Source organism: Streptomyces sp. NPDC038280, assembly GCF_055600045.1.
This window is the reverse complement of record NZ_JBVJYZ010000010.1, coordinates 140886-163015: the sequence shown is the minus strand read 5'-3', so window position 1 is coordinate 163015 and position 22130 is coordinate 140886. Positions and strand designations below refer to the sequence as shown.

The following is a 22130-nucleotide window of genomic DNA, read 5'->3' as shown; positions in this document are numbered from 1 at the left end:
CGGTGTGGTACGGCGTATTACGCTCACGCTATGAAGACCATCACTCAACGGGAGCTCGCCGCCCGCTCCAAAGCGGTCCTCGACGAGGTGGAGGCGGGCGAGACGTTCCACGTCACCCGCAATGGAATAGAGATCGCCGAGGTCCGCCCCCTCAGCACGCGACGGCGCTTCATTCCGGCCGAAGAACTGCAGCGCAAGTGGCGCGCCGCGCCACGCGTCGACCATGCCGCCATGCGCGAGGAAGCGGACGACTTCTTCGGCGACGACGACCGCGTCGGCCCCGAGGCGGATCCGTGGGAGCGCAACCGTGGCTGAGAGGCGTGACCGCGGCCTGCTCGACACGTGCGCCGTCATCGACCTGCCGGACATCGATCCCGCACGGCTGCCGAGGGAGATCGCGATCCCGTCGGTCGTCCTCGCCGAGCTGGCGCAGGGGGTGGCGATGGCGAAGGACCCCGTGGACTCCCTGGCGCGGGCCCAGCGGCTCGCCGACGCCGAGGCGGACTTCGACGCCATTCCGTTCACCCGCGAGGCCGCGCGGCGATACGGCGTGCTGGTCGCCCTCACGCTCCGGGCGCGCCGGGACCCGCGACCGCGCCGCATCGACCTCATGATCGCGGCCACTGCGGCGGCGGAGGGCCTGCCGCTCTACACGCGCAATCCGGACGACTTCAAGGGCCTTGAGCAGGGCGTCGAAATCGTCGCGGTCTGACCCGCCCGCGCCGGCGCCGGGCCCGGACACGCAGACGACCCGTGGGCCTTTGGTTCCTGCCGTACGAGACGGCGGGAAGCCGGCCGGACTTACCGGCGGCCCACGGGTCGGGTGACTGCGTGGATGTTCGGCAGATTGGCCTGCCGGGGTGCACAGAGTGCGACGGCAGGCGTCAGCCCGCAGTCACCTCACGAGTCCGAAAAACCATCATTTTTCCGGATCACCTCCCTTCGCGTGTACCCACAGACTAGGAAGGCCCGGCGCCAGGCTCAAGTGATTTAAAGAACCGAACCCTGTTTCCGTGGTGCAAAGATTTCGGCGAACCAGATGTGTCCTGGGTCACGTTCCAGTTGAATGACCCCGCGTGCAGTAGCACGCGTGACACACGTCCTGCAGGGGGTGCCGGGATGAGTGCTTCGTGGCGTGGAACGGCCCATGCCGTCGGGCCGGGCGAGCCGGACGGGGAGGGCTCCGAGCGGGAGGGGCCCGAGCGGGAGGCGCCGGGGTCCGATCTGCTGGCCGCGCTGCTCGACGGGATGGACGCGGCGCTCTGCGCGTTCGACGCCGACGGGACCGTCACCCACTGGAACCGCGAGGCCGAGCGGATCCTCGGCTGGAGCGCCGCGGAGGCCGTCGGGCGGAGCGGATTCGCCGGGTGGGCCGTGCGCAGCGCGGACGCCGAGGACGTGCAGGGACGGCTGATGGGGGCGATGCACGCGCCCGGACGGCAGGTGCACGAGTTCGCGCTGCTGCGCAAGGACGGCGGGCGGGTGCTCGTACGGACGCAGTCGGCGGGGGTGCGGGCGGCGGACGGGAAGCCCGCCGGGGTGTACTGCGCGTTCAGCGAGGTGCACGCCCAGATCGACCTGGAGCGGTCCATCGCGCTGAGCGAGGCGCTGTTCGCGGACGCGTCCTGGGGGGTCGTCCTCGTCGACGTGGACCTGCGCCCCACCGTGGTGAACGGGCACGCCGCCCGCGCACTCGGCGCCGGCCGGACCTCGCTGCTCGGCCGGCCCCTCGGGGAGTTCCTCGTCCAGGGCGTGGAGGAGCTTGAGTGCGCCCTGCAGTACGTACTGGCCGAAGGCGCGCCGCGTGACCCGGCCGAGGTGTGGGTGACGCTGCGGACGGGCGACGGTGAGCGGCGCCGGTGCTGGCGCAGCGGGTTTCTGCGGCTGGCGTCGCCGCTGGCGGAGGAGCCCGTGCCGCTCGGTGTGGGCTGGATGTTCCAGGACGTGACCGAGGCGAAGCTGGCCCAGCAGGAGGCGGACCGGTTGCGGTTCCGCTCCAGCCAGCTGCACCGGGCGGGGGTCGCGGCGGCGGAGTGCGAGGATCCGATGGAGGCGGCGACGTCGTACCTGGACTTCGCCCTGGCGGGATTCGCGGACCATGTGCTGGTGGACCTGTGCGCGGGTGAGCGGCTGGTCCGTGCCGCGGCGACGCCGACGGGCGCGCCGGGGCCGGTGACGCTGGTGTCCGGTGGCGGGATCCCGGCCCGCTACCGGTCGGGCCACCCGGCCGTGCAGGCCGTGGACCGTGTCGGCCCGGTCCGCGCGAGCGCGGGCGCCTCGTCCGCCCAGGCGGCGGAGGACTGGGCGGCCGCCCGTCAATGGCCCCGCGACGCGGTCCACGCCCTCTGCGTGGTGCTCCGCAGCCGCGCCCGGACCCTGGGGGTGCTGACCTTCCTCCGCTCCGCCTCCCGCCCCCCTTTCGAACGCCCGGACGCGTCCTACGCGGAAACGGTGGCGGTCAGGGTGGCGGCGAGCCTGGACCTGGCGGGGAAGTAGGGAAGCGGGGACGCGACGAGGGGAGCGGGGGCCGGCTCGCCGGCGGCCCCCGCCCCTTCTCCGGAGGTCATGCCGCCTGGAGCGCCAGCGTGGGGGACAGGCGGGACGCGCGGACCGCCGGGTAAAGGCCCGCCACCGTGCCGATCAGGAGTGTCGCCCCGAAGCCGCCGCCCACCGCCCACGGCGGGACCACCCACGGCAGCCCGCCCGTGGACGCGTACACGCCCGTCGCCGCGCCGCCGAGGGCCACGCCCGCCAGGCCACCGAGGCCCGACAGCATCAGGGATTCGGTGACGAACTGGATCCGGATCTGACCCCGTGTCGCCCCCAACGACCTGCGCAGCCCGATCTCATGGCGCCGCTCCAGGACCGAGATGATCATGGTGTTGGCCACGCCGACCCCGCCCACCAGCAGCGCGATCCCGCCCAGCCCCAGCAGCAGCGACGAGAACGCCCCCTCCGTCGCCGCCTTCGCCTTGAGCGCCGACGACGGGTCGCCGACCGCCACGTTCTGCGGGTTCTGCGGGTCGATCGTCGGGGCGAGGAGCTTCTGGACGGTGCGTACGGACGCGTCCGTGGACCGCTCGTACACCGTCGTGGGGTGCCCGTCGAAGCCCAGCAGTTTCTGCGCCCCCTCCCAGCCCACCAGCGCCGAGCGCTCGATGTCCGGTGCCAGTGGCAGCGGGGCCAGGATGCCGACAACGGTGAAGTACCGGCCGCCGATCCACACCTGCTGTCCCGGCCTGGTGATGCCGAGCCGCTCGGCCGCCACGTCACCGAGGACCACCGCCGGGTAGCGGCCGTTCGCGCCGTTCAGCCAGGTGCCCGCCGCCGCCTCGCCCCGCAGGACCTTCAACAGGTCCTCCGTGGCCGCCTTCACGGCGATCCCGCCGGTCTCCCCCTCGGGGATCTTCTCGGAGCGCCGTACGGAGTGCTTGAGGTCGCCGGTCGCGCCGACCTCCTCGACCCCCTTGATCCGGCCCACCATGCCGGGGGCGTCCTTGGGGAGCTTGACCTCCTGGCCGCTGAACATCCCCTCACCCGGCTTCGCCACCAGCATGTTCGTCCCGAGCGCGTCGAGCTGACGCAGCAACTGCGCCTGGCTGGAGGCCGAGATGCCCACGACCGCGATCATCGTGGCGATACCGATGGCGATCCCCAGCGCGGACAGGACGACCCGCACGGGCCGGCTGCGCAGCCCGGCCGAGCCGACATGGACGATGTCGCGCGGCCCGAGCCGGGCCGCCCTCAGGTGAGTGCGTCGGGTACGTCGCGTACGCGTACGAGCCATCAGACCGCGACCCCCGTAGTCCCTGGCCCGAGCCCCGCGACGTCCGTCCTGAGCCCCGCGGCCCCGGGCCCCGCCCCGGAGGCCCCCGCGCCCCCTTCCGAAGACCCGCCGCCCCCGCTCCGGAGGTCCGCCACCACCTGCCCGTCGCGGATCCTCACCTGCCGCGGCAGGCTCCCCGCGATCTCCGTGTCGTGCGTGATGACCGCGATCGTCGCGCCTTCCGCGTGGAGATCGTGCAGCAGCCCCATCACCGCCTCCCCGGACGCCGAGTCCAGCGCCCCGGTCGGCTCGTCCGCCAGCAGCAGGTCGGGGCTGCCGACCACCGCCCGGGCGATGGCGACGCGCTGTTTCTGCCCGCCGGACAGTTCGTGCGGGCGGTGCTTCATCCGGTCCGCGAGACCGACCCGGGCGAGTGCCTCCGCGGCCATCGCCCGCCGCCGCGCCCTCGGCAGACCCGAGTACAGCAGCCCCTCGGCGACGTTCTCCAACGCGCCGACGCCGGGCACCAGATGGAACGCCTGGAAGACGAAGCCGATGTGACGGGAGCGCAGCGCGGAGAGCCTGCGGTCCGTCAGAGAGGCCACGTCGTGGCCCGCGATCTCCACCGTCCCGGCGCTGGGCCGGTCGAGGGTGCCGACGATGTGCAGCAGAGTGGACTTGCCGGAGCCGGACGGACCCACGATGCCGAGCAACTCGCCTTCTCCGACGGTGAGATCGACGCCGTCGAGGGCGCGGACGCCGCCCGCGTACTCCTTGGTGACCCCGCGGAGCCGTACGACCGTAGTGCTGGGGGTACTCATGCGGACGGCACCCCGACCTTCATGCCCTCGCGCAGTCCGGAGCCGCTGATCTCGACCCGGCCCTGCCCGAACATGCCGAGCTCCACCTTCACGTCACGCGCCGTGCCGTTCTCCACGACCTGGACGCCGAAGCCGCCGCCGGGCAGGGCGAGCAGTGCGTTGACCGGCACGGACAGGACGTTCTTCCGGATCTCGCCGGTGAGGTTCACGGTGACGGGGGACTGGTCGAACCCCTCGACCTTGTCGGGATCGTCGAAGGCGACGGTGATGTCGATCTTGGGGGTCTTGTCCTGCGGGTCGCTGCCCGCCGACGCGGTCTTCCCCACCGAGGACACCTTCCCCGGCACGTCGGTGCCTTCCGGCAGCTGTACGGAGACACGGGTGCCGACTTTGGCCAACGCCCCGTCGGCGACAGGGATCTTGAAGCGCACGATCCGCTCCGAACCGGTGACGGTGAGCACCGGCCTGCCCGGTGCCACCGGATCACCCGTCGCGGCGCCCGCCTCCTTGATCCGTACGGCGCTGCCCGCGAAGGCGATCTGGTCGGGGCCGATCGTCCCGGTCTGCTTGAGGTCGTGGGACTTCTGCCAGCGCTTGACGGCGGCGGCCGTCTTCGCGCTGTACTCGTCGTCGACGGTGAAGCCGGTGAAGCCGAGGGCGGCCAGGTTCTCCTCGACCTGGCGGACGTCCTTGCCCTTGTCGCCGGTCTTGAGGGTCCGGTACATGGGCTCGGCGCCGTACATGAGCCGGACGGGCCTGCCGTCCACCTCGTACAGCCGCTCGTCCCGCTCGACGACCGACCCGCCGCCCGCGATCCAGTTGAGCGTCCCCGCGGGGCCCGCGTTGATCTTCCGCTCGCCGAGGTGGCCGAGGGTGCCGTCCTGCTGGGTGCTGTTGCTGAGGTCGCCGCGGGTCACGGGCGCGGTCGCGCGGGGGAGCCCCGAGTCCTCCTCGACCCGCTGTTCCCCGGGGGCGGTGAGCGCGGTGACGGCGGCCCCGCCGCCCGCGACCGCGACGATCGCCACCAGGGCGACCACGAGCCTGCGCCGGGTCATCGCGACACGCTCTCGCACGCCTTGTTGGCCTGGTCGAACTTCTGCTTCGCGGCCCCCTCGGGTATCGGCTGGGCCGCCGTCATGCCGCCGCCCTCGAACTTCGGGTCGGGCATGTTGAAGCCGTTCTTGCGCATGCACTGCGCGTACTTGATCATCTTGTCCTTGTCGGCCTGCGTCAGGCCCTTTCCGGCGCCCGGGCCGGCCTTGCTCTGGCAGGCCTTGAAGGCCTTCTCCATCTTCTCCTTGGACATGCCGTCACCGCCGATGGTGAGCCCGACGCCCTTCTCGCCGGGCTTGGGCTCGGGCACGTCGAGCCCCTGCTCCCGCAGGCACTTGCGGTGTTCGAAGGCCTGGTCGGCCTGCTTGCCCTCGTCGCTCAGGGTCTCCTTGCCTCCGGCGGTCTTCTCGCCGCCGCAGGCGGTGGTGAGGAGGGAGAGGGCCGCCACGGCGGTCGCGGCCACGATCCTGAGGTGTCGCTGTCGAGTCGTCATGAGCGGGAGCGTGCCGCCAGGGGGTGTTTCGCTTCTCTCAGCGGATTCGCTTACACCGGCGAAAGCCCCCCTTCGTATACACAGGGCCCATGCGCGTACTGGTGGTGGAGGACGAGGCGTTTCTCGCCGAGATGATCGCCGAGGGGCTGCGCCGCGACGCGCTCGCCGTGGATGTCGCGGCCGACGGCCTCGAGGCGTTGCGGAAGATGCAGTTCGGGGCGTACGACGTCCTCGTCCTGGACCGTGACCTGCCCGGGATGCACGGCGACGACGTGTGCCGCCGGGTGGTCGAGCAGCGGCTGATGACCCGGGTGCTGATGCTGACGGCGGCCGGGACGGTACGGGACCGGGTGGAGGGCCTCGGCCTCGGCGCCGACGACTATCTGGCCAAGCCGTTCGCGTACGACGAGCTGCTCGCCCGGGTCCTGGCCCTGGGCCGGCGCGCCCGGCCCGCGCTGCCGCCCGTGCTGGAGCGGGCCGGGATCGTGCTGGACACCGCCCGCCGCCAGGCCAGCCGCGACGGCCGGCACCTGCATCTTTCCCGCAAGGAGTTCGCCGTGCTGGAGGCGCTGCTGCGGGCCGAGGGGGCGGTGGTCAGCGGTGAGGACCTGATCGAGCAGGTGTGGGAGGAGCACACCAGCTACCGCACCAACGCGGTGCGGGTGGCGCTGAGCAAGCTGCGCGGCAAGCTCGGGGAGCCGCCGGTGGTGGAGACGGTGCCCGGCGAGGGTTACCGGATCGCGTCATGAGGCGAGCCGAGCCGGCAAATAGCGCGGCAGAGGTGGTGGCGCTGTGCGCCGGGTGATGACGAGCGAACGGGGGCGGCTGACGGCGCTGTACGGCGGGCTGCTGGTCCTGGCGGGCGGGCTGCTGATGGGGCTGGTGTATCTGCTGGTGAAGCAGGGGCTGTACTCGACGATCAGCCTGGCCGTGACCACGGCGGTGCCGGCCAAGCGACTGGAGGACCTGCCCTCCGCCACCCCCGGCTGGCAGTACGCCACTCCCGCGAGCCCCGGGCCGCTGCCGCCCGGGGTGGTCAGGCGCGACGCGCTCGCGGTGAGCAGGACGGTGAGCGACGCGGTGGAGAGCGCCGCGCTGGACCGGCTGCTGATGGTCTCGGTGATCGGCCTCGCCGTCTACGCGGTGGTGTCCGTCGCGCTCGCCTGGTGGATGGCGGGCCGGGTGCTCCGCCCCGTCGCCGTGATCACCGAGACGGCCCGCAGGCTCTCCGGCGAGAACCTCCACGAGAGGATCGCGCTCGACGGACCGCCCGGCGAGCTGAAGCGGCTCGCGGACACCTTCGACGGGATGCTGGGCCGGATGGAACAGCTGGTCTCCGCACAGCAGCGGTTCGCCGCCAACGCCGCCCACGAGCTGCGCACGCCGGTGGCCGTGCAGCGGGCGGCCGCCGAGATCGGCCTCGCGGGCACACCCGACCAGGAGCGGGTGGCCCGGATCCGGAACAAGCTGATCGACGTCGCCGACGACAGCGAACGGATCATCGACGGGCTGCTGCTGCTGGCCGCGTCCGATCAGGGGCTGCGGGAGAGGCGGCCGGTGGCGGTGCACGAGGTCGCGAGGGCGGCCGCCGAAGCCCTGGAGGGCGAGGCGGAGGAACGCGGCGTGAGCGTCTCGGTCCACGTGGGGCCCCTGACGGTCGCCGGGGACGCGGTCCTTCTGGACCGGCTCGTCCACAATCTCGTCGCGAACGCGATCCGACACAACGTCCCGGACGGCCGTGTCGAGATCCGTACGGGCCCGGGCGGCATCGAGGTCACGAACACCGGTCCGGTGATTCCGCCGGACACGGTTCCGCTGCTCTTCGAGCCGTTCCGGCGCCTGACGGCCCGCACGCACGGCCCCGGCGAGGGGGCCGGTCTGGGCCTGTCGATCGTCGACTCGATCGCCCGCGCGCACGACGCGACGACGACGGCGATGCCCAATGGGGACGGCGGCGGCCTGACGATCCGGGTGCGCTTCCCGTACGGCCCCGGAGCTCAGTGAGGGACGGGCCGGCAGGGGCCCGACGGGCGTTCGGCGAGGGACCGGCGCTCGCTGGCCGACGGAGGGGCGCTCGGTGAGGGGGGAGCGCTCAGTGGCGGAAGAAGATCCGGTCCCGGTACTCGGTCATCACGCGGCCGTTCCACTCGTGCCCGCCGTCCACGTTCCCCGACCTGAGCAGCGGCGGCTCGATCCCGCGCGCCACCATCTCCTCGGCCGCGGCCGCCATCGTCGCCTGCATCAGGGCGCTGGTGACCACGGTGGACGCCGGCGCGAACGGCGCCTCGATGCCCTCATGGGTGAGCTCCGCGTCGCCGATCGCGATCTTGGAGTCGAGCACGATGTCGCAGTGGTCCTTGAGGTACGTCCCCGAGACGTGCCGGGACCGGGTCTCCGTCGCGTACGCCACCGAGGTGACGCCGATGACGGTCAGACCCAGCGCCCGCGCGTTCATCGCCATCTCGACGGGCAGGGCGTTGCGCCCGGAGAGGGAGATGATGATCAGGACGTCGCCGGCGGTGGCCGGCGACGAGTCGAGGACCGCGCCCGCCAGGCCGTCGACCCGCTCCAGCGCGGAGCCGAGGGTCGCGGGCATGACGTCGACGCCGACCACCCCGGGCACGGCGAGCAGGTTCATCAGGGCGAGACCGCCCGCCCGGTAGACGACGTCCTGGGCGGCCAGCGAGGAGTGCCCGGCGCCGAAGGCGAAGAGACGGCCCCCCGAGGCGACGGCGTCGGCGATGGCGGCCCCCGCGGCGGCGATCCCGTCGGACTCCTCGTCCCGCACGCGCTGGAGCAGGCCGATCGCGGCGTCGAAGAACTGATCGGCCAGCTTGCTCTCGCTCATGGCCTGGAGCTCCTTCTCCTCGGTCTCTCCAGTGTCGCGGATCACGTTGCGGTCTGGACCATTGCTCTGTCAATACCGGCTGACCCGGTCCGGGGGCGTCTTCACGGGCCCTCACGGCGCCCGGGCCCATCGGCGAGCACACGGCGAGGCACGGTTGTCAGCGCCATGCGTCAGAATTGAGGCAGGGCCATCGCACGACGATTTTCATGTCACAGCATCGAGGGGCACGTATGTCCGGACTGATCGACACCACGGAGATGTATCTCCGCACCATCCTCGAGCTCGAAGAAGAAGGTGTGGTCCCCATGCGCGCCCGGATCGCCGAGCGGCTCGACCAGAGCGGCCCGACGGTGAGCCAGACGGTGGCGCGGATGGAACGCGACGGTCTGGTGACGGTCGCGGGGGACCGCCACCTGGAGTTCACCGACGAGGGCCGCAGGCTGGCCACCCGCGTGATGCGCAAGCACCGGCTGGCCGAGTGCCTGCTGGTCGATGTGATCGGCCTGGAGTGGGAGCAGGTCCACGCCGAGGCGTGCCGCTGGGAGCACGTGATGAGCGAGGCGGTGGAGCGGCGCGTGCTGGAGCTGCTGCGCCACCCGACGGAGTCGCCGTACGGCAATCCGATCCCGGGCCTGGAGGAGCTGGGCGAGAAGGCGGAGGCCCAGTCGTTCCTGGACGACAACATGGTGAGCCTGGCGGACCTGGACGCGGGCCCGGAGGGCAAGACCGTGGTGGTCCGCCGGATCGGCGAGCCGATCCAGACGGACGCCCAGCTGATGTACACGCTGCGGCGCGCGGGCGTGCAGCCCGGTTCCGTGGTGAGCGTGACGGAGTCGCCCGGCGGTGTCCTGGTCGGCAGCAGCGGCGAGGCCGCGGAGCTGGGGGCCGATGTGGCTTCCCACGTCTTCGTCGCCAAGCGCTGACGGCGGTAGGTGGGTACTGGCTCCCACGTCGCCGCCCCGGTGCGGGCCGCACCCGCACAGGGCGGAGGCCTGGTACCGCAGAAGTCGCGGTTTCGGCCGTAATGGCAGCGGCCGGGCGTATCGCGTGCCACGCTGGTCCAAGACTTGCCAGCCGGGTCCGCCTGCGGGGAGGGAGCGGTGCGATGCGCCCGTCGTACGGACAGCGGTCCACGCGCAGGTACGCAGATGTGGAGGGCCCCGGCGCCCATGGGCGCCGGGGCCTGTCCTCCCCCGCGCCGACCCGGAGCCCCGAGCTCCCAGGGTCGGCTCCTTCGGACCGTTTTCCCCGAGCGGTCCGCCTCCCGCTGAAGATCTCCCCTCGGCGATGGGCGTCAATCCTTGAGCGCGGTCACTCGAACGAGCGGTGTTATGCGTCGAGACCCTATTTTCGAATGGGAGTTCGATAGTCTGACGACGCTGTACGACGCGGACGGAAGAGGGGGTGCCAGGGGCACATGGTGCGACGTATCGACGTGACCGGAACCGATGGCGTACGCCTGGCTGCCTGGGAGTTCGCCGAGCCGCCCAAGGGGTACGGCGAGGGGGACGGGCCCTCCGGCGTCTTACTGCTCCACGGGCTCATGGGCCGCGCCTCCCACTGGGCGCCCACCGCCCGCTGGCTGGCCGAGCGCCATCGCGCGGTCGCCCTCGACCAGCGGGGCCACGGCCGCAGCGACAAGCCGGTCGAAGGCCCCTACACCCGCGAGGCGTACGTGGCCGACGCGGCGGCCGCCGTCGAGCAGCTCGGCCTCGGCCCGGTGACGCTCATCGGCCACTCGATGGGCGCCCTCACGGCCTGGCAGCTCGCCGCCGAGCGTCCGGACCTCGTCCGCGCCCTGATCATCTGCGACATGCGGGCCTCGGCGCTGGGCGCCGCGTCCCAGCGGGAGTGGGAGGACTGGTTCCGGTCATGGCCGCTCCCGTTCGCCACGCTCTCCGACGTCCGCAAGTGGTTCGGCGAGGACGACCCCTGGGTGGAGCGGCCCAATCCGGCGCGTGGCGCCTTCTTCGCCGAGGTCATGGCCGAGCGCTCGGACGGCTGGCGCCCGGTCTTCTCCCGCGCCCAGATGCTGAAGTCCCGCGAGACCTGGGTGCACGACGCCCACTGGGAGTCACTGGCCCAAGTCCCCTGTCCGACCCTGGTGGTGCGCGGTCTGGACGGCGAGCTGGGCAGGGCTGAGGCCCAGGAAATGGTCCGGGTCCTGCCCCACGGCCAGTACGCGGAGGTGCCGGACGCCGGCCACCTCGTCCACTACGACCGCCCGGACGCCTGGCGCACGGCGATCGAGCCGTTCCTGGACGGCGTCCTGACGCCCTGATCACGGTCACTGGGCGTCGACGGTACGGAGGAAGCCGGCCCAGGCGGCGGGGGTGAGGGTGAGGGAGCGCAACTCACTTGGCAGGGTGCCGTCCTGGGTTCCCGCCTCCGGACATTCGCTCCGTCATGCGGGCGTTCACTTCGACGCCGTACGGATCCCCGGTGATGTCGTACGGCATCCGCGTCTGAACAGCGACGCGAAGATCTTGATCGTCCACGTCCAGGGGCTCCCCGAAGGCGCCGACACCAAGCCGCTCGGCGAGCACGCCGCCGACCTGGGCGTGAAGCCCCGGGCGTACCAGCGGGCGAAGGAAGCGCTGGTGGCGTGCGGATTCCTTCACGAATGGAAGTGGCAGACCGCGCGGGGGCGTTGGCTCACCGGCCAGCTGCTCGCGAACGTCCCCCTCACGAGTGAAGAGGCGAACCGGCTGAGGAGCGGAGTACCCCTCGATCCGTCACCACCCGAGTCTCCGACTGTCGGCAAACGGGCGGTCGGCAAAACGGCGGGCCGGAAAGTCGGCGGTTCCCCTCCGGAAGATGAAGACGGTGAGAAGAACACTCCCCACCCACCTCCCGAAGAACCGGCCCCGGAACCGGTCACGGCCCCGGCCGCTCCCGTGGAACCGGAAGTGGCCGAGGCCGAGAGGGTGTTGCTGACGCTGCGGCACAGCCACCGGGAGCTCCTGCTGGGTTTCCGCGAGGTCCGGGGTCTTGCCGAGCTGGCTGCCGAGTGGCTGAGAGCGGGGGTCAGTGCCGCCGATCTGCGGCACGCCCTGACCTCCTCGCTGCCACGCGACGGGGTCCGTTCGGCGGTGGGCTTCCTGCGGCACCGCCTGATCCAGAAGCTGCCCGTCGCCCCGCCGCGTCCGGCGGGGCCCGCTCCGGGAGCTCTGGTCGCCTGCGAGGGACCCGGTGACGATCACGTCTTCCGGCCTGTCGGCGACGAGACGTACTGCCCTCGCTGCCGTTCGCAGGCTGCCGGTCGTGAGGCCGGCCGTCCGGCCGAGCGCCTGGCCAGGGCGTCCTGGCGGTCACTCGTGGCGGAAGCCGCGGTGACCACTTAGGGCGCCGGGGGGACCACTCGGGGCGTCAGAACGAGAAGACCGTGCCACCCGCCATGGTGCCCACCATCTCGCACGGGTTGCCGTACGTGGCCGTCCAGCGGACCCGCTTGCCCTGCCACACGCCGTCGCTGGTGACCGTGACCGGGTCCCAGATGCGCGTGCAGCGGACGTTGCTCGGTCCCGCGGTCAGCTGGGTGAAGCTGCCGTCCACCGCGGCCAGTTCCGCGCAGGCCGACTCGGGCGACGGGTGGGTGCCGCTCGGGGTGGGGGCGCAGTTCAGAGTCACCGCTCGCTCGACCGTGGCCGTCGAGGCCTTCTCGCCCTTGGCGATGGTGAGGACGAGCGCCGAGGGGGCGTAGAGGGAGGCCGGCCGCTGCACGGGCTCGGCGTGTGCGATGCCCGCGGTGGCCGTGCTGAGGAGCGCGAGGCCGGTCACGGTGGCGGCAGTAGTGGCGCCGATTGTGTTGCGGAGGTAACGCACGAGTTTTTCCCTTTCGAGTGTGGGTGCGATTGCGGACAGGAGTCTTGCTGGAGCGGAGGGTGATCGCACATCGGGCGCCGGTTTCCGGCCGCATACGTTCCGGATGCCCGACCGACTGGTCGTTCGGGCAGTTGGGAGGCGGCCTCAGGTGCCAGGGAGGGGCGTCCAGTATGTGGACTCTCCGCCTTGGTTCAATCTCGTACGAGCTGCTGACCTGCGGGTATTCAGAACTGATTGTGTGTTGGAAAAGTGAAGATGGGCTCCGGACGACCGGAAACCCACGCCCCTCAGCCGTCTGTCGGGCTCAACCCTTGCTCACCGCAGTCAGGATTTCCGGCAACCTCGCCGACACCTGCGGCGCCGCGAACCGCAGTCCCGCCCAGGCGATGACGGTGCCGTACGCCGTGCCCGTCGGCAGGAGCACCCAGAGCCACGCCTCCAGGTCCGCCGCGTGCAGCCAGACCGTCACGGCGATCACCGGCGCGCACAGCAACCCCGCCGCGACCAACCCGCCCATGATGGAGATCCAGGCCAGTCCGGCCTGTCCCGGTGCCACGTTCTTGTAGCCGCTGTCCTGCGGGATCGAGTACGGGAAGCGCGCCGATGCCACCGCCCCCGTGGCCAGCGTCGCGCCGAGCAGCGCCAGGGCGACGCCGAGCGCGTCCGGCAGGGACCGCCAGTCGCCGAGGACCGCGGCCGTGGTGACCATGACCAGTGCCGTGAAGGGCAGGGTGATCACCAGCAGCGCGAGAGCCCGCGCCCGCAGCTCGACGTACGCGTCCCGCGGTGTGGAGATCGTCTGCGCCACCATCCAGAAGGCCGAAGTGTCCTGGCCGAACTGGTTGTACATCAGGATGCCGAGCATTCCGGAGGCGAAGCAGCCGAGGTAGACGGAGCCGGAGCCCTGAAGGGCGTTGAAGAGCGGGACGATCAACCCGATCGCGAGCGAGGCGACCCAGGCCGCCTTGGTCTTCGGATCGCGCCACGCGTAGCGCAGACTTCGGTGCATCACCGTGCCCGTACGGCCCTCGGGCAGCAGCCGACCGAAGCCGGACGCCGACTCCTCGCGCGCCGGCCCGGTGGCCTGGAGGGTCGAGCCGTCCGGCGCGGTCATGAGCTTGACGAGGCTGCGCTGCCATACGTACAGCGACAGTCCCAACGCGGCGACGGTGAGCAGGAGCTGGGTGGCAGCGGTGATGTACGCGCCCTCGTTCGCCGCGCGCACCGCGCCGACGGCGGACGCCGGCGGGATCCATTGCACGACGTCCGCCACCGGGTCCAGGGCCGCCAGGCCGGCCCCGTCACCCCGGCCGAGCCGCTGTGCGCCGAAGTTGACGACCTGGATCCCCACCGCGACGATCAGGCCGCTCAGAACGGCGAGGTCGCGGCCCTTGCGGGAGGTGAGCAGCCGGATGTTGGCCGCCGCGACGGCCCTCGCCAACGCCACGCAGACCAGCAGGACCAGCGGTACGGCCAGGACCGCGACCGCCACGGCGAGAGCGCCGTGTGCCAGGGCGACCGCCGCGCCCACCGCCGCGCCCAGGGTGAACAGCGGGCCGACGCCGACCAGGGACGACACCAGCAACGCGCGTACCAGCTGTCCCGGCCGCAACGGCAGCATCACCAGGCGTGTGGGGTCCAGCGTCTCGTCGCCGCTGGGGAAGAACAGCGGCATCACCGCCCAGCCGACCGCGAGCACTGCGGCCAGCAGCACGGCGAGCGCGCCGGCGTGCGCGTTGCCGCGCAGCAGGACCAGTCCGAGGAGCAGCCCGGCGGCGGCGAGCAGGGTGAGGACGACGGACGTGACGTACGCGGCGGTGCGGCTGGAGGACTGGCGCAGACCGTTGCGCAGCAGCGACAGCTTCAGCCGGACGAAGACGGGGGTGAGGGAGGCCGTGGTGGAGGAGGCGGGAGTCTGGTGGGAGGCGGTCCGGAGACTCATCGCGCCGGACCTCCCAGCCAGTCGAGGGACTCGCCCGCGTCGCGGCCCTGCGCGCCGACGAGTTCGAGGAACGCGCTCTGCAGGGACGGGGCCGATCCGCGTACGTGTTCCAGCGAGCCCTGTGCGCGGATCTGCCCGGCGGCCATGACCGCGACCCAGTCGCACAGCGACTCCACCAGCTCCATCACATGGCTCGAGAAGACGACGGTCGCGCCGGAGGCGGTGTAGCGCTCCAGGACGCCCCGGATGGTCTGTGCGGAGACCGGGTCGACCCCTTCGAACGGCTCGTCGAGGAAGAGCACCTGGGGGTTGTGCAGCAGAGCCGCCGCGAGGCCGATCTTCTTGCGCATGCCGGTGGAGTAGTCCACGACGAGCTTGTGCTGCGCCCCGGACAGGTCGAGTACGTCCAGGAGCTGGGCGGCCCGCTTGTCGACCTCGGCGCCGGGCAGCCCCCGCAGCCGCCCGGTGTACGCGAGGAGTTCGCGGCCCGACAGCCGGTCGAAGAGCCGCAGCCCCTCGGGGAGGACGCCGATCCTGGACTTCACGGCGACGGGGTCGCGCCAGACGTCGTGTCCGCCGACCTCCACCGTGCCCTGGTCCGGCCGGAGCAGACCGGTCACCATCGACAGGGTGGTGGTCTTGCCCGCGCCGTTCGGCCCGACGAGGCCGATGAACTTGCCCGAGGGCAGGACGAGATCGATACCCGCCACGGCGATCTGTGGCCCGAACCGCTTCCAGAGCCCTTCGACGCGAACGGCGGGCGGCGTCGTTCCCGACGCTTCGCCCGCCTGTTCCGTAGCCTCTTCCGCTGCTTTGCCAACTGTCCCGTCAGGCATGCGCTCAGCCCTTCGATCGTCCCCGTTCGCCCGGGGGCAACCTTACGGTCGGCGAGCGCGCGCCGCCGCTGCCTCGCGTCCGCAGGCGTAGGCCAGGGGGCTGATCAGCTCCTCCGCGTCCGGCAGCCACCGGTTGGCGGGGGTCGGGCGGCGGGCCCACTGCACGGCGCCGTGGCCGCCGACCCGGGTCGGCGGCGCCGCGACGTAGTGTCCTTCGCCGCGACCGACCAGATCGATGGCGCTGGCGCTCCAGCCGAGCTTGCGGACCAGGTCGGGGACCTTGGCGGCCGCGCCCGGCAGCACGAAGAACAGCATCCGGCGGTCAGGGGTGCAGGTGACCGGGCCCAGGGTGAGGTCCATCCGCTCCATCCTGGCGAGCGCCAGGAACCCGGCCGACTCGGGCACGTCGAGCGCGTCGAAGGTCCGTCCGGTCGGCAGCAGGATCGACGCCTTGGGGGTCTTGCCCCACAGCCGGCGGGCCGCCACGGCGCTGCCGGTGGCCTGCGTCGCCCAGTCCGGCCTGGCCGGGTGGGCGCCGGGGGCGGGGCAGGCGTCCGCGCCGCACGAGCACTTCTCCGCCCCGTCCACCGCCTCCAGCCAGGTGCCGGGGAACACGTCCCAGTGCCGCTCTTCCGCGTACCGCACGGCGCTGTCCAGCAGCTGTTCACCTCGCTGCTTGGGGATCTGTGCGGCTTCCGTGACTCCGATGGTCTCTTCCACGAACAACACAACTCCCGCCACCACCCCGGGTTACGGGCGCGGCGCGCCGGGGGTCGGTGCATCGATCCTGCATGTGGGGCGCATGGGTGCACGGGCGGGGGCGCGCGTGCGGGTGGGGAGCGGTGGGCGGGTAGCCAGAACCGGTGAGGCGTCGATGCGGCCGCCGCGTCGTTGATCATCCGTACCGCCAGAACGACCGGAACCACCGGAACCACCGGAACCACCCGTAGTGCCCGATGTCTTATGAAGTTTCTGGATCGGGCGAACTTTCGGCATTGGTGCGTACACATCTGCATTGACCGCATATTCGCCGGGCAGTGATCACGCCAGTGATCGCTCACCGGCCTCAGGGGGTAGTCATGGCAGCCAGGCCTCTCGTCGCCCGTCAGCCCAATGAACGGCTGCAGGCGCTCATTCAGGAAGCCGGGTGCTCCAACGCCGGGCTCGCCCGGCGGGTCAACATGGTCGGCGCGGAGCGCGGCCTCGATCTGCGGTACGACAAGACATCGGTGGCCCGTTGGCTGCGCGGACAGCAGCCGCGCGGCCGGGCGCCGGGCATCATCGCGGAGGCGCTCGGGCGGAAGCTGGGGCGTACGGTCACGATCGACGAGATCGGGATGGCCAACGGCAAGAACCTCGCGTCGGGTGTGGGACTGCAGTTCTCGCCGACCGTGCTGGGCGCGATCGAGCAGGTCTGCGAGTTGTGGCGCAGTGACGTGGGCCGGCGGGACTTCCTGTCGGGTTCGACGGTCGCCGCGTCGGCGCTCGTGGAGCCGAGCCGGGACTGGCTGATCACGGGCGCGGACGCGCAGGTGGCGCGCTCGGCCGGGTCGGCCGGGGCGCGGGTGGGCGTCTCGGACGTGGAGGCGGTGCTCGCGATGACGCAGGCGCTGGTCGATCTCGACCATCGCTTCGGCAGCGGGCATGTGCGTCCGGTGGTCGTGCACTACCTCAACAGTGTGGTGTCGGGGCTGCTTTCGGGGTCCTACCGGGAGTCGGTGGGGCGGCGGCTGTTCGCGGCGGTGGCGCGGCTGACGGAGCTGGCCGGATACATGGCGGTGGACACCGGTCAGCCGGGTCTCGCCCAGCGGTACTACATCCAGGCGCTGCGGCTCGCGCAGGCGGCGGGGGACCGGGGGTACGGCGGATACGTGCTGGCGGCGTCGATGAGTCATCTCGCGGCGCAGCTCGGGAACCCGCGGGAGATCGCGCAGTTGGCGAGGGCGGCGCAGGAGGGGGCCCGGGGGCAGGTGACGCCGCGTGCGGAGGCGATGTTCCTGGCGGCGGAGGCGCGGGGGCACGCGCTGCTGGGTGACGCGCGGACCTGTCAGGAGGTGGCGGGGCGGGCGCTGGCGACGCTGGACCGGGCCGATCCGGACGCGGGGGACGACCCGGTGTGGATCGCCCACTTCGACCACGCGTACCTCTCGGACGAACTGGCGCACTGCCACCGGGATCTGGGGCAGCCCGACGCGGCGGCCCGGGCGGCCGCGGACTCGCTCGACGGGCATCCCGAGACGCGGGCCAGGCGGAGGGCGATCGGTCTGATCCTGCTGGCTTCGGCGCAGGTGCAGCAGCGGGAGGTGGAGCAGGCGTGCCACACCGGCACGAGGGCGCTGGAGCTGCTCGGCACGCTGCGGTCGATGCGGGGTGCGGAGTATCTGGAGGATCTCCAGTCGCGGTTGGAGCCGTACGGGAGGGAGCCGTCGGTGCGCGAGTTCTCGGCGCGTCTGGAGATCCAGGCGGCGTAGGGGTGGGGGGCCGTCAACGGCCCCCCATACTTGACAAATTGTTGAATCGATCATTGCTGTCGCTTACAACTATCAGCAACCTGGGCGCGCCTCGGAAATGGAAGTTCGTTTCCGAAATCCGTACCGGCTTGGCTGATAGGACACACAATGAGCGCTCGCCCCTGGTTGATCGACATCCACCACCACGCCATGCCCGAGGCCTTCGCGCGGGCGCTGCCGAGCGGTGTGCCGCTGCCCGGTGTCGACTACCCGGCCTGGACCGCCGAGCGCAGCCTCGAAATCATGGACGACAACGCCATCGAGGCGTCCGTCCTGTCCATCACCGCGCCCGGCATCCACTTCGGCGACGCCGAAGCCACGCGGCGCGTCGCGCGCGAGGTCAACGAGTCGTTCGCCGAGATCGTCCGCGAACGGCCCACCCGCTTCGGCGCGTTCGCCGTCCTGCCGCTGCCCGACGCCGCCGCGTCGAAGGAAGAACTCGCCTACGCCCTCGACGAGCTGAAGCTCGACGGCGTCGGCCTTTTCTCCAGCTACGGCGACCGCTACCTCGGCGACCCCGAGTTCGAGCCGGTCCTCGCCGAGCTCGCCGAGCGCGGGGTCCCCGTGCACGTCCACCCGATGAGCCCGCCCGCCAAGGACGTCCGCTCCTTCGACCTGCCGCCCTCGCTCTACGACTTCGTCTTCGAGACCACCCGTACTGTCGCCAGCCTGCTCTTCAACGGCGTCCTCGACCGGCTCCCGGACCTGAAGCTGATCCTGTCCCACGCCGGCGGCACCGTGCCCTTCCTGGCCAAGCGCCTCACCTACGGGCCCACCATCGGCGCCCACCTCAAGGACCGCCAGCCCGCCGACCTCATCGGATCGCTGCGCCGGCTGTACTACGACACGGCGATGTCGGCGAACGAGTTCGCGCTGCCGACCCTGGACCGGCTCGTCGACCCGAGCCGCATCCTCTTCGGCACCGACTTCCCCTTCATGAAGCAGCCCGAGGTGGCCGAGTCCCGGGCGGGCATCGAGGCGCACACCGGCTGGACCGGCGACCAGCGCGCGCTGGTCGAGCGCGGGAACGCGCTGCGGCTCTTCCCCGCCCTCGCCCAGCGGCTGTCCGAGAGGGCCGGCGCGTGAGCGGCGACGAGCGCACCGGTCTGTGGCTGGGCAGCCTCCTCGACGAGGCCGCGGTCCGGCGTCCCGACGGGATCGTCGTGATCGACCACCGGCTCGACGCCCTGCCCGACGCGCGCCGCAAGATGTCCGTGGCCGAACTCGCCGGGTACGTCGCCGACATGTCCGCCCGGCTGTGGGCGGCGGGCGTGCGCCCCGGTGACCACGTCGCGCTGCACAAGTCGGCCAACTTCGACCTCTACATCCTGGCCTGCGCGGCCGCCCGCCTCGGTGCCGTACCCGCGATGCTGTCGCCCGCGCTCGACCGCGACACCGTCGCCGTACTGCTGCGCCGCCTCGGCCGCCCGCACCTGCTGACCGACACGGCCAAGCTCACCGGCGACCTGACCGGACTCGACCTCGCGGACCTCGCCGGCACGGTGATCGTCCCGGCCGGACGGCACCCCGGCGCCGTGTCCCTGGCGGGCCTCGCCGGCGCGCCCGCCGTCGACGCCGTGCGCACCGGGCCCGAGAGCCCGGCGCTGATGACCCACACGTCGGGCACCACCGGCATCCCCAAGCTCGTGGTGCACACGGCCCGCTCCCTGCTCGGCCGGCTGCGCCCGCAGGAACGCCTCGCCTCCGCCATCCGCGAGGACGAACGCGCCCTGATCCACGTCTCGTTCGTGCACTCGAGGCTGTTCCTGGCGCTCGCCGTCCTGCTGCCGCGCGGCAACCCCGCCATCGTGCTGCGCGAGGGCGACCCGGAGCACGTCGCCGCGCTCTGCGCCAGGACCGAGCCCGGCCTCCTGGAGACCCACCCCAACAGCTTCATGGAGTGGGAGCACCTGGCCGACGATCCGCGCAAACCCTTCGCGACGGTCAAGTACTTCAGCTCCACCTTCGACGCCATCCACCCCGGCACGATCCAGCGGCTCCTCGCCGCCTCCGAGCGGCGCTTCCCGCTCTTCTACCAGCTGTACGGGCAGAGCGAGTGCGGGCCCGTCGCCGGGCGCCCCTACACCCGTCACGGCGCCGCGGACATCGACGGCCGCTGCCTGGGCCGGCCGCTGCCGGGGACCTCGCGGATCCGCGTGGTCGCCCGCGACGGCGTCGAGCCGGGACCGGACACCCCGGGCCACATCGAGGTACGCACCCCCGGCCGGGCCCTGACCTACCACGGCGAGGACGAGCGCTACCGGCGGCAGGTCGACGGCGAGTGGTGGCGGATGGGCGACGTCGGCTACCTCAGCCCCAGGGGCTGCGTGCATCTCCTGGACCGCGAAGTCGATCTGATCCCGTCCCTGCGCTCGACGCTGGAGGCCGAGGACGCCGTCCTCGCCCGGCTGCCCGAACTGACCGAGCTGGTCTTCGTCCCCGGCGCCAGGAAGGAGCCGGTGCCGGTGCTCTGCACCCGCGACGACCTTCCGCTGGACCTCGACCGGTGGCGCGCCGCCGTCGACGGCCTGCCCGCGGACCTGGCCCCGCCCGTACAGCTGCGGCTCGCGGACCTGCCCCGTACGGCGACCTCGAAGATCCGGCGCCTGGAGCTGGCCGCACGGCTCGCCTCCGGCGAGGGCGAGCCGTCCCCCGCGGCCGTCGCCTGACCGGGTCGCCGCGTCCACCCCGCCCCACCGCGGGACGCCCCCGGGGCGCGGCGCCCCCCACCTCACCGAAGAAAGGCAATCCGGCATGACCGGCAACACAGCATCCACCGGTACGAAGAACGGCAGCGCCGTGGCGGGAACGGGCGGTACGCCCAGAGGCGGCGTACGCCTGGCCGTCGCATGGGCGACCAACTTCATGATCGGGCTGGCGCTCTACATGGTCACGCCGCTGATGCCGAGCATCGGCGACGACTACGGCCTGACCCCCAACGGCATGGGCCTCATGGCCACCAGCTTCTCCGTCGCCTACTTCCTCGCCGCGCTGCTCCTCGGCAGCCTCGCCGGCCGCATCGGACAGCGCCGCATGCTGGTCCTCGCCATGGCCGTCTTCGCTCTCGCCAACCTGGGCACCGCCCTGGCCCCCGACTACACCTGGGTCGTCATCACCCGGGTCGTCTCCGGCGCGGCGGCCGGCGCGGCCAGCCCCACGCTGTACGCCCTCACCAGCCTGATGGCCCCGCCGGAGCGGCGCGCCCGCTGGATGGCCGTGACCGTCTCCGGGCTGCTCTCCGCGCTCTGGGCCGGCGCCCCGATCGGCGCCGCGCTCGTCGACCACGTCGGCTGGCGGGCCATCTTCGGCGCGATGGGTGTCATCGCCGTCGTCCTGGTCGCGGTGAACCTGAAGGCCTGGCCCGCCGTCGTCCCCGCACCCGAGGGCGCCGAGGAGGGCGCCTTCTCCAAGGGCTTCGCGATCGTCGCCGTCTCCGTGTGCGGGCTGTGGGCCGCCGCCGTCTACGGCCTCTACACCTTCCTCGGTGTCGCACTCGACACGTCCCCGATGGACGGCGCCACCCCGTGGCTGCTCGGCTGCTACGGCGTCGGCGCCATCGCCGGCATCTTCCTCGGCGGCCGCTGGGCCGACACCAAGGGCGCCGGGCGCACCCTGACCGCCGCGCTTCTCGGGCTCTCCCTGCTGGAGTTCGTCGTCGCGCTGGCGTTCGGCGCCGAGACCTCGGTCGGCGTCGGCCTGGCGCTGCTCGTCTTCGCCTTCGCCGCGTTCGCCGCCTTTCCGGCCCAGCAGAGCCGCCTCGTCCAGCTCTTCCCGCAGCAGGTCAGTGCCGTACTGGCGTGGAACAGCGCCGCGCTGTTCCTCGGCATTTCGGTCGCCGCGGGCATCGGCGGGGCCGTGATCAGCGCCTTCTCCTTCCCGTGGCTGCTGGCCGGCTGCGGAGTCGTCGGCCTGATCGCCGTCGTGGTCAGCCGCATCGGTACCCCGCGCGCGGTCCGGGCCGACTGAGCCCGACCGCACCGCACATGAGCGGAGGCGCTGCCGTCCCGGCGCCCCCGCCCACCGCCGGCCCGCTGCT

The 22130-nt window shown here is 72.2% G+C and carries 21 protein-coding genes; 12 read left to right on the top strand and 9 right to left on the bottom strand.

The annotated features are described in order from the left end of the window. The first annotated feature begins 30 nt into the window (after window positions 1-30). The 3 genes from ACZ7J0_RS21350 to ACZ7J0_RS21340 all read left to right on the top strand — a co-directional run bounded on the left by ACZ7J0_RS21350 (window position 31) and on the right by ACZ7J0_RS21340 (window position 2496). Window positions 31-315: a type II toxin-antitoxin system Phd/YefM family antitoxin gene (locus tag ACZ7J0_RS21350; RefSeq protein ID WP_470889576.1), complete on the top strand. Its 285-nt coding sequence runs from the start codon at window positions 31-33 to the stop codon at window positions 313-315. Next, window positions 308-712: a PIN domain-containing protein gene (locus tag ACZ7J0_RS21345; RefSeq protein WP_470889574.1), complete on the top strand. Its 405-nt coding sequence runs from the start codon at window positions 308-310 to the stop codon at window positions 710-712. The genes ACZ7J0_RS21350 and ACZ7J0_RS21345 overlap by 8 nt, the downstream gene beginning before the upstream one ends. A gap of 407 nt (window positions 713-1119) precedes the next feature. Then, window positions 1120-2496, top strand: coding sequence for a PAS domain-containing protein (locus ACZ7J0_RS21340; RefSeq protein WP_470889572.1), 1377 nt, complete (start codon window positions 1120-1122; stop codon window positions 2494-2496). A 67-nt stretch (window positions 2497-2563) separates the two neighbouring features. On the opposite strand, the gene ACZ7J0_RS21335 is transcribed toward ACZ7J0_RS21340, so the two are convergent. Genes ACZ7J0_RS21335 through ACZ7J0_RS21320 form a run of 4 tightly spaced genes read right to left on the bottom strand, consistent with a single transcriptional unit; the run spans window position 2564 to window position 6133 of the window. Continuing rightward, entirely contained in the window at window positions 2564-3787 is a 1224-nt protein-coding gene (locus ACZ7J0_RS21335; RefSeq protein ID WP_470889570.1) for an ABC transporter permease, read from the bottom strand. Beyond that, entirely contained in the window at window positions 3787-4587 is an 801-nt protein-coding gene (locus tag ACZ7J0_RS21330; protein ID WP_470889568.1) for an ABC transporter ATP-binding protein, read from the bottom strand. Before ACZ7J0_RS21330 ends, ACZ7J0_RS21335 begins: the two co-directional genes overlap by 1 nt. Then, window positions 4584-5642 (bottom strand): peptidoglycan-binding protein, encoded by a 1059-nt coding sequence (locus tag ACZ7J0_RS21325; RefSeq protein ID WP_470889566.1) that lies wholly within the window; start codon window positions 5640-5642, stop codon window positions 4584-4586. The genes ACZ7J0_RS21330 and ACZ7J0_RS21325 overlap by 4 nt, the downstream gene beginning before the upstream one ends. Continuing rightward, the gene (locus ACZ7J0_RS21320; RefSeq protein WP_470889564.1) at window positions 5639-6133 is read right to left on the bottom strand and encodes a hypothetical protein; all 495 of its coding nucleotides are present in this window, start codon (window positions 6131-6133) and stop codon (window positions 5639-5641) included. Before ACZ7J0_RS21320 ends, ACZ7J0_RS21325 begins: the two co-directional genes overlap by 4 nt. Before the next feature lie 89 nt (window positions 6134-6222). Here ACZ7J0_RS21320 and ACZ7J0_RS21315 point away from each other — a divergent pair, with 89 nt between their 5' ends. Together ACZ7J0_RS21315 and ACZ7J0_RS21310 are read left to right on the top strand one after the other, a co-directional pair. Beyond that, on the top strand, window positions 6223-6882 hold the full coding sequence (locus ACZ7J0_RS21315; protein ID WP_469121631.1) for a response regulator transcription factor: 660 nt from the start codon (window positions 6223-6225) through the stop codon (window positions 6880-6882). Between the two features lie 55 nt (window positions 6883-6937). Then, window positions 6938-8137 (top strand): ATP-binding protein, encoded by a 1200-nt coding sequence (locus ACZ7J0_RS21310; RefSeq protein ID WP_470889562.1) that lies wholly within the window; start codon window positions 6938-6940, stop codon window positions 8135-8137. 88 nt (window positions 8138-8225) lie between these two features. On the opposite strand, the gene ACZ7J0_RS21305 is transcribed toward ACZ7J0_RS21310, so the two are convergent. Then, entirely contained in the window at window positions 8226-8981 is a 756-nt protein-coding gene (locus ACZ7J0_RS21305; protein ID WP_470889560.1) for an SIS domain-containing protein, read from the bottom strand. Window positions 8982-9211: 230 nt separating this feature from the next. On the opposite strand from ACZ7J0_RS21305, the gene ACZ7J0_RS21300 reads away from it, so the two are divergent. From ACZ7J0_RS21300 to ACZ7J0_RS21290, 3 genes are all read left to right on the top strand, one after another. Next, entirely contained in the window at window positions 9212-9904 is a 693-nt protein-coding gene (locus ACZ7J0_RS21300; RefSeq protein ID WP_470889558.1) for a metal-dependent transcriptional regulator, read from the top strand. A gap of 494 nt (window positions 9905-10398) precedes the next feature. Then, window positions 10399-11262 (top strand): alpha/beta fold hydrolase, encoded by an 864-nt coding sequence (locus tag ACZ7J0_RS21295; RefSeq protein WP_470889556.1) that lies wholly within the window; start codon window positions 10399-10401, stop codon window positions 11260-11262. 85 nt (window positions 11263-11347) lie between these two features. Next, complete coding sequence (locus ACZ7J0_RS21290) at window positions 11348-12325, top strand: hypothetical protein (RefSeq protein ID WP_470889554.1); 978 nt, start codon at window positions 11348-11350, stop codon at window positions 12323-12325. A gap of 25 nt (window positions 12326-12350) precedes the next feature. Here the strand turns inward: ACZ7J0_RS21290 and ACZ7J0_RS21285 are convergent, their stop codons facing one another. The 4 genes from ACZ7J0_RS21285 to ACZ7J0_RS21270 all read right to left on the bottom strand — a co-directional run bounded on the left by ACZ7J0_RS21285 (window position 12351) and on the right by ACZ7J0_RS21270 (window position 16313). Next, window positions 12351-12806, bottom strand: a complete 456-nt coding sequence (locus ACZ7J0_RS21285) for a subtilase-type protease inhibitor (protein WP_470889552.1) — start codon at window positions 12804-12806, stop codon at window positions 12351-12353. 304 nt (window positions 12807-13110) lie between these two features. Next, on the bottom strand, window positions 13111-14748 hold the full coding sequence (locus ACZ7J0_RS21280; RefSeq protein ID WP_470889550.1) for a transporter: 1638 nt from the start codon (window positions 14746-14748) through the stop codon (window positions 13111-13113). Beyond that, window positions 14745-15584, bottom strand: coding sequence for an ABC transporter ATP-binding protein (locus tag ACZ7J0_RS21275; protein ID WP_470889548.1), 840 nt, complete (start codon window positions 15582-15584; stop codon window positions 14745-14747). Before ACZ7J0_RS21275 ends, ACZ7J0_RS21280 begins: the two co-directional genes overlap by 4 nt. A gap of 42 nt (window positions 15585-15626) precedes the next feature. Beyond that, window positions 15627-16313, bottom strand: coding sequence for a bifunctional DNA primase/polymerase (locus tag ACZ7J0_RS21270; RefSeq protein ID WP_470889546.1), 687 nt, complete (start codon window positions 16311-16313; stop codon window positions 15627-15629). Between the two features lie 350 nt (window positions 16314-16663). Between ACZ7J0_RS21270 and ACZ7J0_RS21265 the strand changes: the two genes are divergently transcribed. From ACZ7J0_RS21265 to ACZ7J0_RS21250, 4 genes are all read left to right on the top strand, one after another. Next, window positions 16664-18055 carry a transcriptional regulator gene (locus ACZ7J0_RS21265; RefSeq protein WP_470889544.1) on the top strand — a complete coding sequence of 464 codons (1392 nt, stop codon included), beginning with the start codon at window positions 16664-16666 and terminating at the stop codon, window positions 18053-18055. A gap of 147 nt (window positions 18056-18202) precedes the next feature. Next, window positions 18203-19180 (top strand): amidohydrolase family protein, encoded by a 978-nt coding sequence (locus ACZ7J0_RS21260; protein WP_470889542.1) that lies wholly within the window; start codon window positions 18203-18205, stop codon window positions 19178-19180. Further along, complete coding sequence (locus tag ACZ7J0_RS21255; protein ID WP_470889540.1) at window positions 19177-20763, top strand: class I adenylate-forming enzyme family protein; 1587 nt, start codon at window positions 19177-19179, stop codon at window positions 20761-20763. The genes ACZ7J0_RS21260 and ACZ7J0_RS21255 overlap by 4 nt, the downstream gene beginning before the upstream one ends. Window positions 20764-20848: 85 nt before the next feature. Next, window positions 20849-22060 carry an MFS transporter gene (locus tag ACZ7J0_RS21250; protein ID WP_470889538.1) on the top strand — a complete coding sequence of 404 codons (1212 nt, stop codon included), beginning with the start codon at window positions 20849-20851 and terminating at the stop codon, window positions 22058-22060. The last annotated feature ends 70 nt before the right edge of the window (window positions 22061-22130 follow it).